General features: G+C 50.7%; 15 protein-coding genes. 6 read left to right on the top strand and 9 right to left on the bottom strand.

All coding sequences use genetic code 11. The features are described from left to right. The first annotated feature begins 204 nt into the window (after positions 1-204). The 6 genes from ACPUC7_RS01770 (at position 205) to ACPUC7_RS01745 (ending at position 7,724) form a co-directional block, all read left to right on the top strand. Positions 205-1,815, top strand: a complete 1,611-nt coding sequence (locus tag ACPUC7_RS01770; RefSeq protein ID WP_494921542.1) for an ABC transporter substrate-binding protein — start codon at positions 205-207, stop codon at positions 1,813-1,815. Continuing rightward, positions 1,812-2,831: an ABC transporter permease gene (locus ACPUC7_RS01765; protein WP_494921541.1), complete on the top strand. Its 1,020-nt coding sequence runs from the start codon at positions 1,812-1,814 to the stop codon at positions 2,829-2,831. The genes ACPUC7_RS01770 and ACPUC7_RS01765 overlap by 4 nt, the downstream gene beginning before the upstream one ends. Further along, positions 2,828-3,685, top strand: a complete 858-nt coding sequence (locus ACPUC7_RS01760; protein ID WP_494921540.1) for an ABC transporter permease — start codon at positions 2,828-2,830, stop codon at positions 3,683-3,685. Before ACPUC7_RS01765 ends, ACPUC7_RS01760 begins: the two co-directional genes overlap by 4 nt. Beyond that, positions 3,685-5,307 carry a dipeptide ABC transporter ATP-binding protein gene (locus ACPUC7_RS01755; RefSeq protein ID WP_494921539.1) on the top strand — a complete coding sequence of 541 codons (1,623 nt, stop codon included), beginning with the start codon at positions 3,685-3,687 and terminating at the stop codon, positions 5,305-5,307. The genes ACPUC7_RS01760 and ACPUC7_RS01755 overlap by 1 nt, the downstream gene beginning before the upstream one ends. Before the next feature lie 19 nt (positions 5,308-5,326). Next, on the top strand, positions 5,327-6,706 hold the full coding sequence (locus tag ACPUC7_RS01750; protein ID WP_494921538.1) for an NtaA/DmoA family FMN-dependent monooxygenase: 1,380 nt from the start codon (positions 5,327-5,329) through the stop codon (positions 6,704-6,706). A gap of 178 nt (positions 6,707-6,884) precedes the next feature. Continuing rightward, on the top strand, positions 6,885-7,724 hold the full coding sequence (locus tag ACPUC7_RS01745) for a DUF817 domain-containing protein (protein WP_494921537.1): 840 nt from the start codon (positions 6,885-6,887) through the stop codon (positions 7,722-7,724). A 49-nt stretch (positions 7,725-7,773) separates the two neighbouring features. Here the strand turns inward: ACPUC7_RS01745 and ACPUC7_RS01740 are convergent, their stop codons facing one another. The 9 genes from ACPUC7_RS01740 to ACPUC7_RS01700 form a co-directional block, all read right to left on the bottom strand. After that, a complete protein-coding gene (locus ACPUC7_RS01740) occupies positions 7,774-8,496 on the bottom strand; it encodes an amino acid ABC transporter ATP-binding protein (RefSeq protein ID WP_494921934.1) in 723 nt (240 codons plus the stop codon). Then, on the bottom strand, positions 8,483-9,247 hold the full coding sequence (locus ACPUC7_RS01735) for an amino acid ABC transporter permease (protein WP_343553893.1): 765 nt from the start codon (positions 9,245-9,247) through the stop codon (positions 8,483-8,485). Before ACPUC7_RS01735 ends, ACPUC7_RS01740 begins: the two co-directional genes overlap by 14 nt. Positions 9,248-9,283: 36 nt before the next feature. Further along, positions 9,284-10,045, bottom strand: a complete 762-nt coding sequence (locus ACPUC7_RS01730) for a basic amino acid ABC transporter substrate-binding protein (protein ID WP_494921536.1) — start codon at positions 10,043-10,045, stop codon at positions 9,284-9,286. A 199-nt stretch (positions 10,046-10,244) separates the two neighbouring features. Next, a complete protein-coding gene (locus ACPUC7_RS01725) occupies positions 10,245-11,024 on the bottom strand; it encodes an MrpH family fimbial adhesin (protein WP_494921535.1) in 780 nt (259 codons plus the stop codon). A gap of 10 nt (positions 11,025-11,034) precedes the next feature. Further along, entirely contained in the window at positions 11,035-11,559 is a 525-nt protein-coding gene (locus tag ACPUC7_RS01720; protein ID WP_494921534.1) for a fimbrial protein, read from the bottom strand. Next, positions 11,560-12,057 (bottom strand): fimbrial protein, encoded by a 498-nt coding sequence (locus ACPUC7_RS01715; RefSeq protein WP_494921533.1) that lies wholly within the window; start codon positions 12,055-12,057, stop codon positions 11,560-11,562. Beyond that, positions 12,054-12,542, bottom strand: a complete 489-nt coding sequence (locus tag ACPUC7_RS01710) for a fimbrial protein (RefSeq protein WP_494921532.1) — start codon at positions 12,540-12,542, stop codon at positions 12,054-12,056. Before ACPUC7_RS01710 ends, ACPUC7_RS01715 begins: the two co-directional genes overlap by 4 nt. Positions 12,543-12,594: 52 nt before the next feature. After that, a complete protein-coding gene (locus ACPUC7_RS01705) occupies positions 12,595-13,320 on the bottom strand; it encodes a fimbria/pilus periplasmic chaperone (RefSeq protein ID WP_494921531.1) in 726 nt (241 codons plus the stop codon). A gap of 56 nt (positions 13,321-13,376) precedes the next feature. Then, positions 13,377-15,896, bottom strand: a complete 2,520-nt coding sequence (locus tag ACPUC7_RS01700) for an outer membrane usher protein (protein WP_494921530.1) — start codon at positions 15,894-15,896, stop codon at positions 13,377-13,379. Positions 15,897-16,026 lie beyond the last annotated feature (130 nt).

Here is a 16,026-nt window from a genome sequence, read left to right as displayed (position 1 = left end):
TAATCGCCGATTATTTCACTATATGGAACTCATAATTTCTTTCTGCATATTTACTGCCACTATTGTTATTTGCCGCGCTTTAGAACTGTGCTCTATTCAAACCCTATTCCAAAAGTTATCCATTAATTTCCAGAAAATATAATTTCAAGCGGAATAGATCCACGCGAAATCTGTTATTAGTCTTTTGCCGGGAAATGTAGCGAAATGAGATATCAGCCTCTTCAGCGGTTATTGATACCGATATGGGCGACGTTTAGTTGTGCGTTGCCGATGAGCGCCAGCGCGCAGACGCCATTAGCCACTTCCAGCGATGGCACGCTGGTGTATTTACATGAGCAGGAACCGCCGTGCTTGTGGGGCGGTTGGGTGCAGCAAGCGTATTTATCGCGTCAGGTATTTGATTATTTGGTCAGTTACGATAATGGACAAATTCGTCCCTGGCTGGCGACCAGCTGGAGTGAATCCGCCGATCGTAAAACCATTACTTTCCATTTACGTCGCGACGTTAAATTTACTGATGGCGATAAATTTAATGCTGATGCGGTCATTGCCAATTATCCGGCGTGGCAAAAAGGAATTGGCTGGCACGGTTTTACCTATATGAGTGGATTTAGCAAAGTCGATGATTATACCGTGGCGCTGCATTTATCCGAGCCGAATCCTGAAATTTACAACGTGCTGGCCAATGGGCATTACGGATTTCAGTCTCCGGATTCGCTGGCGCATAACAGCAGCGAGCAAAAGTGTTTACGACCGGTGGGCACCGGACCGTGGAAAGTGGCGCGCTGGATCAGAGGCGATGGTATCAGCTTTGTACGCAATGACGATTATCGCTGGGCACCGCCAAACGCGCACCACAATGGCCCGGCGTACATCAAACATCTGGAGTGGAAGTTCGTGCCAGACGCCACCACGCGGTGGGGCGCACTGGTGAGTGGCGGCGCGGATGTGATTTATCAACCGCCATCCGCACAGTGGCAAGCGCTGCAACGCCACTATCAAACGCTGTCCTACGTCGCTACCGGGCGGCCGCAGGCGTTCTCGTTTAACGTGCAACGCGGTCCGTTTATCGATCAGCGGGTGCGCCAGGCATTTGCTTACGCGCTGGATCGCCAACAGATCGTCAAAACGGTGTTTAAGGGTGCGATGCCGTATGAGGGCAACGGCTCGCTGAGCAAGAGCACGCCGCTGTATCTCAATGTTGACGACCGTTACTCACTGAATATCGCCAAAGCCAATCAACTGCTGGATCAGGCAGGTTGGACCGGACGCGATGCCGCCGGTTATCGCAGCAAAGATGGCAAAACACTGGATGCACGCTTGCCGTTTATCTCGGCAATCATCGATCAGGAAGGCGCGCTGATGTTGCAGGCAGTGCAGGATCAGGTCAAACGCGTGGGCATTAAACTCGATTTGATACCGCTGACGCAAACCGAAGGCTTTGCCGGTGCGCGCTCGCGTCCGGCAGATAAAGAAATCAGCTTTGGTTACTGGGTGTGGCCGTCGCCCAACATCCTCGACATCGTCTACAACCATGCGCTAAACGGCGCGTTCAATGGCAACAACACCAGCTTTTTCAATAATCCCGAAGTTGAAGCGCAAATCCTTGATGCCCAGCGCGAGCCGGATGTGCAACTGCGTCAACAGAAGTTCGACGTGCTGCAAAAGTGGTTTGACGATCAGGCGATTGCCATCGGCGGCTACAACTTCACCTACAACGTGGCCATCGCCAACAACATTCGTGGGCTTTGGCAGGATCAGGGCAACGGATTGCTGAACTTTAACGATGCCTATTTCGTGCAGGAGAAGCCATGAGTGACATCACTTCCACGTCGCAGAACCGCGACGCCCGCGTCGAACCGGTTGCCGCGCCGCACGATCAACGTACCACGCTGCTGCGCACCCTCATCGTGCGCATTGCCGCCGCACTATTTGTGTTGTGGGGCACCATTACTGTCACCTTTTTAGTGCTGTCGGTGTTGCCAGGCGATCGTGCCACCATTCTGCTGAATATCACCTCCGGCCAGGTGATTGAACGCACGCCGGCAGAACTGGCGCCGATCAACGCGCAATATGGTTTTGATAAGCCAATTGCCGAGCAGTATCTGCACTACTTCTGGCAGTTGTTACACGCCGACTTCGGTTTCTCTTTTGAGTTGCAGCGTCCGGTGGTGCACATCATCGCCGAGCAGTTGCTGCCAACCTTTACCCTGGCGATTGCCGCGTTGCTGCTGGCGTGGATTATCGCCATTCCCTGGACGTTGTTAACGGCTGGACGCAACCGGCGTCTGGCGGCGTTGGGTTCCGCAGTAGAAACCGTGATGGCCGGATTGCCGCAGTATTGGATTGGCATTTTGCTGCTGATTGTTTTTGCCATTGGTTTGCGCTGGTTTCCGGTGGTCGGCGGCACCAGCTGGCTGGGCACCGTGCTGCCTGCCATCACGCTGGCGATTCCGCTGGCCGGATTTATTGGACATGCGATTCGCGGCGAATTTGAGCGCAGCATGCAGCAGCCGTTTGTGCTGTCGGCACGGGCGCGCGGCATGAGTTTGGCGGGCGTGCGGCTGCGCCACGTGTTACGCCACGCGCTGATTCCGGCCATCACGCTCAGCGGTTGGGCGATTGGCAATTTGCTGTCTGGCGCGGTGCTTGTGGAAGCGGTGTTTGCGCGTCCCGGACTGGGCAACGTGCTGGTCAACGCAGTGAGTAACAAGGATTTTGCGCTGGTGTCGGGCATCGTGATCCTCATCAGTTTCCTCTACATCGTGATTAACCTGGCGGTTGACCTGATTTACCTGATCGTCGATCCGCGTCTGCGAGGCCGTTCATGAGCACTCAATTCTCTGATTTCGCAACGCCGCAGGTAAAACGGTTGGCGTGGCACCTGCCGCTTTCGGTGCTGCTGTCGGGCCTTGTGGCGCTGTTCTTTATTGTCGCGGCCATCACGCCCGGCGTGCTGGCGACCCACGATCCGTTTACCACCGATCTGTATCGCGCGCTGCAAGCCCCTTCGTGGGCCAACTGGCTCGGCACCGATGACATTGGCCGCGACTTGTACAGCCGCATTATTTGGGGCACGCGCCAGTCGCTGCTGATTGGCATCGGTGCTATGACCATCGCACTGTTTGGCGCGATGGTGTTGGGCTTCAGTGCGGCATTAGGCCCGCGCTGGCTGGCGCAACCGGTTAATCGGCTGTTGGAAATCCTGCTGGCGTTTCCCACTTTGCTGCTGGCGCTGCTGTTTGTCGCGTTACTTGGGCCTTCCGCCAGCAGCCTGTTGATTTCGGTCGGCATTGGCACCGCGCCGGGCTATGCACGGTTGGTGCGGGCGCAGGCGCTACAAGTCAAGCAATCCGGGTATGTCGAAGCGGCGCGTGCGCTCGGCCATCCGTGGCATCGATTGTTTACCCAGCACATCGCACCTAACGTATTCCGGCCGCTGTTCTCGTTGGTAGCACTCGGCATTGGCCAATCGGTGGTGTGGGCATCTGGCTTATCGTTTCTCGGATTGGGCGTGGTGCCGCCGTCGCCGGAATGGGGCGCGCTGCTGGAAGCGGGAAAAATAAACGTCACCGTCGCCTGGTGGCTGGAAGTGTTGCCGGGCATTGCGATTGTGCTGGTGGCGCTGTCATTTACGCAAATCGGCCGCTACATCCAGCAGCGAGCCGAAGGGGAGAAGCGCTGATGAGCAAACACATGATTGAAGTGCGCGACCTGAACATTTGGGCGCGCGGTGATAATTCAGCGCCGCGCCATATTGTGAAAAACGTCAGTTTTACCCTGCAACGCGGCACTTGTCTGGCGCTGGTCGGCGAATCAGGATCGGGTAAAAGCGTGACCGCCCGCGCGCTGGTGGGGTTAGCGGGTGACGGTTTGCAGGTGCAGGCCAACACGCTGAATCTGCACGACGAAACGCTGCTTCAGCGCAGCGACAACTGGTGGCGTAAGGTGCGCGGCCGCAAGGTCGGCTTTATTTTGCAAGATGCATTGGTCTCACTCGATCCGCTGCGCCCGGTGGGCAAAGAGATCGCCGAAGCGCTGGCGCTGCACGGTTGGGGCAATGCCGCCAGCCGCCAGCAAAAAGTGCACGCGCTGCTGGAAGAAGTTGGCGTGCCGCAGGCGCAATATCGCGCTAAACAGCGGCCAGGTGAATTGTCGGGCGGCTTGCGCCAGCGTGCGCTGATCGCCTCAGCGATTGCCTTGCATCCCGATGTGCTGATCGCCGATGAACCGACCACCGCGCTGGATGTGACGGTACAAGCGCAGGTGCTGGAGGTGTTGCGGCAGATGCTAGATCGCGGCACCAGCGTGATTCTCATCAGCCATGACTTAGCCGTGGTGGCAAAAATTGCCGATCACATTCTGGTAATGCAGGGCGGCGCGATCGTCGAAGCCGGTGCGGCACAGCAGGTGCTACAGCAGCCACAGCATCCCTATACGCAGGGATTAATTAACGCCATTCCCAGCGAACACACTAAAGGGCAGCGACTTTCCGCTGTCGCGCCGAACGCGCCCGCGCAGACGACAACGCAATCAACGGAAGTGGTACTGGAAGCACGCCATATCGTGAAGCGCTTCCGTGGACATCCCGCGGTGGCGGATGTGTCGTTTTCACTCAAACGCGGCGAAACCTTGGGCATTGTCGGCGAATCAGGATCGGGTAAAACCACTTTATCGCGCATTGCACTGGCGCTCGAAGCGCCGGACAGCGGCGAAGTGTTGTTTGTTGGTCAGCCATGGAGCCACGCGTCGGTTGCCGCACAGCGTGCCATTCGCCGCCAGATTGCGGTGGTGTATCAGGATCCGCTTTCGTCTTTTGATCCGCGCTGGCGCGTGGGCGACATTTTGCTGGATGCGATTGCATTGGATCGGCATCCCGCGACGCAAACGCCGCGCGAACGGGCGATTAGCCTGCTGCATGCCGTTGGCTTGGGCGTTGAACATCTGACTCAGTGGCCGGCGCGCATGTCGGGCGGTCAACGGCAGCGCGTGGCGATTGCCCGCGCCATCGCCACGCATCCGCAAGTGATCGTGCTGGATGAAGCAGTCTCGGCGCTGGATGTCACCATTCAGGCGCAAATCCTCGATCTACTGAGCGACTTACAGGCGCAACTTGGCGTCAGTTATCTGTTTATTTCACACGACCTCGGCGTTATCCATCATATGAGCGACCGTGTGCTGGTGATGCAAAATGGCGAGGCAGTTGAGCAGGGCGCCGCCGACGAGGTGTTCTACCGCCCACGCCATCCTTACACCCAAAAGTTACTTGCCTCGCTGCCGCGTTTGGCTGCGCTGGAAACCGTCTAACGTTGTTACTGGAGCGAATATGTCACGTGAATTGATTTATAACGGATTTTTGCATCTCACGCCTAACCATCACAGCCACGGTTACTGGCGCACACCGGAAGGGCAAGTGCAATACGGCTACAACCAGCTTGATGCTTATGTGAAGACGGTGAAAACGCTGGAGAAAGGCCTGTTCGATACCTTGTTTATCGCCGATGTGGTCGGCGTGTATGACATCGAATATGGCGACGGCAAAACCACCATCCAGGCGGGTACGCAGTTTCCTGAACCGGATCCGATCACCATCTTGTCGGCACTGGGTTTGGTGACCGAACATTTGGGTTTAGTGGTGACCAGCAACGTGATTCAGGCGCATCCGTTCTCGTTTGCGCGGCAGATTTCGTCGCTGGATGAGTTCACGGGTGGCCGCATTGGCTGGAATATTGTGACTTCGTATCTCTCCAATGGATTCCGCAACTACGGCTATCAGGACATTGTGGCGCACGATGAACGCTACGAATGGGCGCAAGAGTATCTGGATGTGGCGTATAAATTGTGGGAACTGTCGTGGGAAGAGGGCGCGGTGCTGCACGATCCTGCCACCAATCGCTTTTTCGATGCCGATAAGATCCACAAGATTAATCACGTTGGTAAGCGTTATCGGGTGGAAGGGCCGCACATTGTTGAGCCGTCGCCGCAGCGCAGCCCGGTATTTTTCCAGGCCGGAAACTCAGATGCGGGACGGCGCTTTGCCGCGCGCAACGCGGAGGTCACTTTCCTGCCGTCACAAACGCCGGACACTGCGCGCAAAGACATCGCGACCCTCAATCAGGACGTGGTGGACTTTGGTCGCCAGCCGGAAGATTTGAAAAAGTTGGTGATGCTCTCGACGGTGATCGGCTCTACCGAAGAAGAGGCTAAGCGCAAACAACAACATCTGTTCGACAACATTGATATCAACGCGCTGCAAGGATTCTACAGCGGTGGATCGGGTATCGATCTGGCGAATATTGATCCCGATACGCCACTGACGGAGTTAAGCCGTCGCGAAGCGTTCAGCCCGCATATGCGTTCAAAATTCCGCATTGCCGTGGATGCCGATTATGGTCAAGGCCGGGTGCTGACGTGGCGCGAATACTTAATCCAGCATGCGCTGTTGCCAGGCCGCTTCGCCGGTACGCCAGAGCAGATTGCTGATAAGGTGCAACAGTTCGCTGATGCCGGCGTCGATGGCTTCAACGTCGTGCCGGTCACCACGTTGGGCTGGTGGGATGAATGGGTGGAACACGTGGTGCCGGTGCTGCAAAAACGCGGTCTGGCGCAAACGGCCTATAAAGATGGCACCCTGCGCGAGAAGATTTTTGGTAAACAAAGCCAACTGCCCGCCTCGCATCCGCAACGGAAATTGTCGTTGGGGTAACTCTGCGTGTTGAATCGGTCGCCATGAATGGCGACCCTACGAAAACCGCGCCAGTCCTTTGTAGGGTCGCCATTTATGGTGACCGAAAAGCGTTTAACTTAAGCGGCATTTACGCGACGCTGATTGGCTTTTTGATTATGCTCAACTCCCAGGATCGTCTCATTACACGGAGTGCTTTGTGCATAATCGCCTTGATTCATTTCTTATTCATCCTCCTGCCACGCAGTTAACCGGTATGCGACGGTTTTCGCTGGAGTTCCTCTGGTTCGGTATCAAAGAAGCGCGTGCCTGCTTATTTGCTGGATTATTTTTCATGGCGATTTTCAGCGTGCCACGCACCGGATTATTCGGTCTTGCACGTTATGACGTGTTGCTGCTGATCGCCGTAGTGATTCAACTCATCATGGTATTAAGCAAGCTGGAAAGTTGGGATGAACTGAAAGCCATCACGCTCTTTCATCTGCTCGGTTTTGCTCTGGAATTATTCAAAACCTCATCGGCGATTGGTTCCTGGCACTATCCAGAAGCGGGATGGAGTAAAATCGGCGGCGTGCCGCTATTTAGCGGTTTCATGTACGCGGCGGTGGGCAGCTATATCATTCAGTGCTGGCGCTTAATGGATCTCAAAATTCGCCACCATCCGCCGATTATTTATGCCGTGCTGCTTTCACTGGCGCTGTATGCCAACTTCTTCACCCATCACTTTATCGGCGATTATCGCTGGTACATTGCGGCGGTGGCGTTGGGGTTATATGCACGCTCAAGCGTGGTATTTACCCCGTACGATCGGCCATTCCGTATGCCACTGCTGGTAGCATTTATCCTGATTGGTTTCTTTATCTGGCTGGCGGAAAATCTCGGCACCTTCTTTGGCGTCTGGCAATATCCCAATCAACTGGGCGCTTGGGCAACGGTGCATGTAGGGAAGTGGGGAGCATGGTCTCTGCTGGTGATGATGACGTTCACTATTACGCTGTTTCTGAAAGATATTAAAAAGCGGGTGCATATTGCGCAGTAAAGGCGGCTGATTGAGCCGCCTGAGAGCTTGGTCGCTAATAATCGCGACCTTACAGCACTTTACTGAGAAACGCCTGCGTACGTGGATTCGTCGGTTGCGTGAAAATCTTCTCCGGCGTATCCATCTCCTGAATAATCCCTTGATCCATAAACAGCACGCGGTCGGCCACCTCGCGGGCAAAGCCCATTTCGTGGGTGACGATCACCATAGTCATGCCTTCCTGCGCCAGCATTTTCATCACGCTGAGCACTTCTCCAACCAATTCGGGATCGAGCGCGGAAGTCGGTTCATCAAACAGCATAATGCTCGGTTCCATCGCCAGCGCGCGGGCAATCGCCACACGCTGCTGTTGGCCGCCCGACAAGCTGTTCGGCCACGCATCGATTTTGTCCTCCAGCCCGACTTTCGCCAGCAGCACTTTGGCTTGCTCAATGGCTTGTTGGCGCGACAGCTTGCGCACATCCATCGGTGCCATGATCAGGTTTTCCAGCACTGTCATGTGCGGGAACAGGTTGAAACGCTGGAACACCATGCCAACGTGTTCCCGCAGCGTGTTGATGTTGGTTTTCGGGTTTTGCACTTCAAAACCGTTCACCACCACGCGACCGCCTTCGATGCTCTCCAGTCCATTGAGGCAACGCAGGAAGGTACTTTTACCCGAGCCGGAAGGGCCGATGACGCACAACACTTCCTGTGCCGCGATGTCGCAACTGATGCCTTTCAGTACTGAGGTTGCACCAAAGTTTTTCTGTAAATTTTCAACGTGAATCACTTTTGCCAAACCTCTTTTCCATGTAACGAACCAGCAGCGACAGCACGAAGGTGAACACCCAATACACCAGTGAAATCACCAGATACGGTTCCCAATAGGTGGCATAAGCGCCGGAAACCGTGCGTGCGGCGTAGGCCAAATCGGCGAGACCAATTGCCGAAGCCAGTGAGGAATCTTTTACAATCGCGATGGCATTGTTGCCCAGCGGCGGCAGCATGCGACGAAACGCCTGCGGCAAAATCACACGGCGCATGGTGCGGCCATACGGCATGCCGAGTGAACGCGAGGCTTCCATTTGCCCACGATCGATCGATTGAATGCCGGCGCGGAAAATCTCTGAAACATACGCACCGGCATTCAAAGTGATCGCCACCACGCAGGAGAGAAACGCGCCGTAATCGGCACGCAGAGAGCGGGCAAAATCAGCCGACATAATGCCGTTTGCCACCAATACCCCATCGCGCGGATTAATAAACAGCGGAATCAGCGCGAAGTGCACCACCATAATCTGCACAAACAGCGGCGTACCACGAAAGGCGCTGATGTAAATGCGCACCGGCCACTGTACGCCATAATGCAAAATGTACTTCCACGGGCCATGCGGCGCTTGCGCCAGGCGACCTAAGCCCAAGGTTAAGCCCCACAAGGTGCCGGTGATGACACAAATCAGGGTACATTTTAGGGTCATCATCGCGCCGTCGATAAACAACGGCATATACTCCTGGATGATTTCCCAGCGAAATCCTGTCATAAAAAACGTCCTTTCAAGCGTGACGACAAGCGGAACTTACTGCGCAGGAAGCGTCGGTACGTTGTTATCAAACCAATTGGCGTAGATTTTGGCGTAAGTGCCGTCAGCAACGATTTTTTGCAGACCAGCGTTAATCTTAGTGCGCAACTCGTCGTTGCCTTTTGCTACGGCAATGCCGAAATACTGGCGCTGGAATGTGTTATCCGAGATCAGTTTGAACTGCTTTTCTGGGTGAGTTTTGATGTAGTACTTCACCACGCCCACGTCGCCAACTGCCGCGCCGATGCCATCTTCATACAGTTCCTGTAACATCAATGGCGTGTTATCGAAGCGCTTAATTGCAGTGCTGTTTTTGCCCAGCACATCCGAAACCACGATATCGCCGGTGCTGGAGTTCACTACGCCAACGTTGATGGATTTCAGCGATTCCAGTGACGAAACTTGCGTATTTTCTGGTACCACAATGGCTTGTTCAGCCGGGAAGTAAGGTGCGGAAAAATCCACCATCTGCTTGCGCTTATCGGTGATGGTAATGCCGGAAATGATGATGTCGCGATCGCCTGAATTCAGCGTGGCGAAAATGCCTTCCCACGGCGTATTCACCAGTTTGATGTCGAAATTCTCTGCTTTCGCCACCGCTTTAATAATATCGATATCAAAGCCTTCGAGCTGTTTCTGGGCATTTTCAAATTCAAATGGGCGATAGGTACCACCAGAGCCGACGGTGTAAGTGGTGGCCTGAGCTGCGGTTGCCGACAGCGCCAACAGGGCGCCGAACAGTGCAAAACGTTTCAACATGGTGTTTCTCCTGGGATTATTCTTGATATTTTTATGCAAATTAGGTGCATAAAAATACACTTAGAAACACATTGTGACAAGCTAAAGGATTTGACTTTAGATCCATCCGCACGTTTATTAAGCGCAGCACTGCGAGGGCCAATGAGTGTTAGCTCAACTTAGGTAGGCAATGGCCGCTGTGCAGCCATTAAGAAAGGGGCTATATCGGTTCAATAATTAACACCGCGGAGCCTGAATAGTTGCCACCTTGGTTAATGCCCTCTAACTGGCTGGTAATCGTCAATGAGGATAAGCCAATCGGCAACGCATGTTGTTTTCCCGGCAGTTTATTGTTGATTAAGATATTCGCTTTTGCGTAATTATTATTGAGCTGCACATAAGTAAGTTTGCTTTCAAGGCTTAATTTAACGTTATTTTGTTGTGAGCAATTGATATTTACCGTTGCCGTTGCCGTGGAGCGAGTGACATCTTTGAGCGCGATAGTGCCATGATTAAGGTTGATATCTGGCGTGACAATAAAACAATACAGATTGGCCGGTGGCAGCCGCATGCAGCCGGTCGGTAATATCGCACTGGCATACGAGGTATTGCCTTGTGGGATACCACCGAAAGCGATACAGGTGCCATCTCGTCCTCCGGCGGCAGGGTAATAGGTGGTCGTGGGGCCTTTATTGTACGCGCGCATCGCGGCAGCACTGATAGTTTCACCCGGTTTAACTTTGGTCGCGCATATTGTATTTTCACAGATTTCACTTTGGATGACAGAAAAAGTACCAGCAAGACCCACTGCGCTGCCGAACCAATAACCGGCAGGGGCTTTAGCATCGGCTTCAGGAATATCAACGATTGCCCAGTTAACTCTATATTGTGCGGGTCTATCGCTGGTACGGTAAATAGTTAATGGTACGGGGAAAGGCCCGGCAATCGCTGCCGATAACCACAGCATCAGGCCGAGTAATAATAATCTACGGACTTTCATGTCTGTTCCTTTATTGGTAGCTGAGACTAAATGTTGCCGTGGCACTGTAAGTTCCTGGCGTGATGCTACGCTGAGTGATTGCCGAGGGCTCACCTTGCAGGAAAGCGCGTAATAGAATTAAAGTTTTGCCATTTTCGAGTGAAACAGCAGGCGAAGCTTTATTTAACAGCACCGCTTGTCCTGACAATGTTTCAATACCAATGGCAATACCTTTTGCATTACTTGCAGGGTTCATGGCCAGAAAACCTGATAATTCACTACTCTCCTTACCGCTAAACGTGATGGTGACCGTTTTAGCCATATCTAGAGAACAATTGACAAGCGTAAAGGTTAATGGCTTGGTCAAAGAACGTTGATTGAAATAAAGCTCTTTATCAACAACATTACCTAAATCGACATCTTTGGTTTCATCCCCGGCTTCAATTACGCAGGGTTCAGCTACCAACGCGCCGCTGAAATGGATATCGGTCGCAGCCAAAACTGATAAGGGAAAAATGATACTGAATAGCAAGCTGAGAAACATCATTTTCTGCATTCAATTGTACTCCGCAATAATTGAAGCAATAGCCTCAAAGCTGCCTTCGCTTAATTTAATGCCCGGATTAGCAACGGGAACGGCTTCAAAAACCGGCGGTTTGGTCGGATCTATAACGATAGAATTTCCAATGTTGACCCGTTGATTATCCAGTAATAGTCGAATGCCCAATCCTGTTTTACTGGTTTGAATCGCCGAAAAATCACTGCTCATGACATTGCCGGTTATAGTGAGTTTGAGTCTGTAAGGAGGCAGATCCGCTGAGCACTGAATCTGGTATGCGATTTTTTGCCGATACTGAATTCCGTCAATTTTCCCCACGCCTAATTCGTCACCGAAAACCACATTGATTTGTGCGTCATTATTAATTTTACAAGGAGGGGGATCGATGATAATACCTCTAAACAACAGGTTTGGTGTGGCATAAGAGATACTCAACCAAAATGAAGTTAGATTGAAAATCCCGAGAGTCAGGATAAAAAGCAGGGTGTTTCTCATTCGAAGAATATCTTAACAGTAGCAAAAGCAGTAAAAGGGCCTGGATCAACCTTTACAGAGCCACTCGATTCTGGGCGTGCAGAAATGACAAAAGTGCTTCTCGGTCCACTGTAGTATTTTTTTTCATTCAAAGGTAACCATTCAGAACCAGTATAGAAAACAATACTCAAGTTTTCTTTACTGGTTTTCAAAACTTTAATGCTGGGTTCCCATTGTTCACCCTCAAGAAAAAGATACCAACTATTTGGTGCGCCATCCGTGCATTTAACTTCAATGTAAATTGTTTTTTTAGGGCCGAAACCGTTATTCAAATTGGTCGATAGGACTTCATCACCAAAGTCAACGTCAATGGCATTGCCATCATTGATAATGCAGGATGGTCCCAATACGTTGACATTAACATTGATTTTAGCTGCGCTGGCATAAACAGCAATTAAGCATAGAAATATTAATGCAGTGTTTTTAAGTAATGAAAATCCACACATTTTTTACCTGCTATTAGTCGCGGCCAATGATTGACAGTTAATCGAATTATTACTACTTGATGGGTTTGGCCTTACACTCTTTTGCTAAACACGTGAATTGGAGTTTAGGTCGGGCACCATAATCATTAACATAATTAATGACCGGTGAAGAACCAAGTTCAGTCACGCTTGACGTGAGAAGTTGCGCGCTCTTTGGTGCCATCATTACGGGTTTAAAACTTTCAATAGCTTTGCCATTAACGCTTTTGCGACCTTCAACTAACGTAATATAATAATTAGTTGGGTTATGTATGCGATATTTATCACCTTCACGTTTTAAAGTGAGTTGTTCCTGCCATGGTGCTGCATCTTTATCTGCTATGATGGCGGCAGGGCGATAAAAAAGCTTAATACGCGTTTGCAAAGCAATCTGTAATGTATTGGGTTTAGTCGATTTAGGGGGGATTTCGCGCAAATTAAAGAAGAACAAACTTTCCCTGTCTTGTGGCAACGCTGCAACGCTGGGTAATCCCTGAATTTTAATTTGGCTGGATGCGCCGGGTTCTACACGCTGTACCGGAGGCAATACCACCAGCGGCGCAGTGATTTTTTTACCCTCTGCATCCTCAAGCCAACCTTGCGCTAGATAAGGTAACTTTTTATTTTCATTACTGATACGCAAGCTCAGTGATTTCTGCGTGCTATCAAAAACAATGCGTGTGCGATCTAATGAAATAGCCGCCTGAGCAGATTGAATACCGACTGCACCGATGATCAGTGAAGTTAGCAATGAATTCATCTTACAAAACATATTGGTGTCCCGTTGATAATTTGTCGAAATATAAAGGTTGTGGGTTAAATATCACTGTCTTTTCGACAAGGAAGAAAGAGATTTGCCGTCATATCTACGGACGTTAAAGTGGCAGGCAGCTCGATAACGCACTGCGATTTTTCCGACCAATTTACCGTCATACTTTCGCCTGGATTAATACCGGTGAGATAAACATTACCGCTATCGCTGACAATACCCACTTCTTGTTTTTTCCGGTTGCTTACCGTGGCACCAAATGGCGGATATGAACCATCAGCTAAGCGTAAAATAGCCATCGCTTTCTCTCCGGCAATGACATCAAATTTACGATAACCAATGGCACCCTCGGTCAGTGTTGCCTCAACGACCGAACGCACTGCGTCGACATTATCGGGCAGATTATTAACATCGAGACTGGCACTATTACGGTAATAGCTGTTTACTGAGGTGACGACTAACTTACCAAAACGATTACTGTGCACCGGCAATCCACCGCTGCTGACGGGAATATCCGCAACAGAGTCGGTATCAATCATCAGCCGCGTTCCACCCATATTCGTGCTGCCATGTAACGCGGCACCCTGAGTCGTCGCCGTTGCGCCGCCGCGAATATTAAATCCTGCTTGCGTATTTTTACCTGATTGAGTATTCACGTTTGCATTAAGGTACGCTAATTCACCATCGTGAGTAATACTGCCATTGGCTGTCGAGCCATCTCGGTTAATACCGGTTCCCAGCTGATAACTATCACGTTGGTTTATGCGACCATAATAGCTAACACGTTGATTGCTGCCGCCACGACTTTCTGCGGCGCTATAACTCAAGGTAGAGTTGTTACCAATAGGCACCGAAAGTGAGAGGAAAACACCCTCATCTTTGTTGCCGGGATTAATGGTACGGTAAGCAGAAAAAGATAAACTTAGATTTCGTAATCTTCCAAAGTCAACGTATTTCGATAAGGTAGCGCTATAACGATCATTGTCAGGAAGATTCCAGTAAGTTTGATGATTATAGTTAACATACGCATTAAGTCGCCAATCACGGAACTGTTTATTAAAGGTGATGGTATAGAGCTCTTTGCTGTTTGTTTGGTGCGTTCCACCTTTACGCGCGTCCAGATATTCATTCATGCTGAGAAAGTTTCGTTCTGAAAAACGATAGCCAGCAAATGTAATTTGACTATCATACTGTTCAAAATTTTTAGAATAGCTGAGACGATATGATCGGCCCTTAAGCGTTTCGTTCAGGTTGCTTAATATCGCGCGCGATTGCGTAATATCAAATGACATCGCTCCCAACCAATAGAGATCTCGACCTAAACCCAGAGCGAAAGCGCTATAATTTCCTGTGCCGATGCCTCCGCCAAACAGTGACCAACCGTTGCTGACTCCCCAGGATAATTCTCCGCTGACAAAGCCCGGTCCTTTTAACTGATGGCGCGACGCGGATAATTTTCCGGTGAAGAATTTATATCGTATCCGACCTGGCCGGGTGAGATAGGGGATATTGGATGTTTCAATACTGAATGTTTGTGCTTCACCATCCTGTTCCTCGACCCGCACATCCAATTTGCCCGATACCGAGTTTTCAATGTCCTGAATACGGAAAGGCCCCGCGGCAACCTGAATTTCTTTTAGAATGCGTCCCTGCTGGCTAATAATCACCAACGCATTGGTTCGGGCGATACCTGTGACTTCAGGCGCATAGCCGCGTAAATTAGGCGGCAATTGGCTGTCATCGGAGGCAAGACTGACACCAGCAAAACTAAAACTGTCAAACAACTCTGAACTTAAATAATCCTCGCCCACTGATACTTTCGCTTCCCAACCTGGGATTGCGCGATAAGCATAATAGCGACTCCAGTCGAAGCGCTGCGCCAGGGTTTTGGATTTATTATTATTGATTCTTTTCGGCTGAGATTGCCAATCAGCGCGTAAACGCCATGCACCCAAGTTTGCACCCGTTGTACCGTTTGCATTAATTATTAAACGCTGGCCTTTTTTCTGGCTTTGTGTTTGACCATTCAGATTATAGTCAAATAAAACGCCAGGTAGACCATTATCCCATTGTGCGGGTGCATCCCAGTTTTCGTTGAAATATTGTAAGTACGCCTGAGGAATACTGATATATAACGTCGATGTGCTCAGGTCTGGTCGCAGTTCTAATCCTTTTAGACTTTCAGTATCAAGACATTTTTTTTCCTGATTCCAGACGATGTTATCAATAACCCTTTGTCTCAATCCAAACTGTTTAACCAACTCAGGCGTAATACAAACCTTGTTTTTATTATCCGTCTCAACAGCTTGGATCACGATAGTTTGTTCTGGTAACACGCGTTTATTCACCATTACAACCATTTCGTATTCACCGGGCAAGATGAAACCACTCTTAGAAAAACGTGAGAGGTCAATATTTTCACGATCGTTGATATCAAGAATGTCAGTATTAAATTCAATCTCTTCAGCAACTCCGTGATATGAAAAACCCAGCAAGCAACTGGCTATCACCACACTAAGTAGTTTGGGTTGTAATGTTAGGGAAATGTTGAAACAAACCACTTTCATGTTGTTGACCTTGGTTTTCCCTAAAGTACGTAAGTGCATTACAAATCAACAAAAATTTTGAATGTTGAGAATAAATAGCCAGCGATGAGTTATGGCGACACCAACATCGGGAAATTAAATCACTCGTAGG

This window comes from Pantoea sp. CFCC18179, from assembly GCF_059412405.1.
This window is presented reverse-complemented; position numbering and strand designations above follow the sequence as displayed.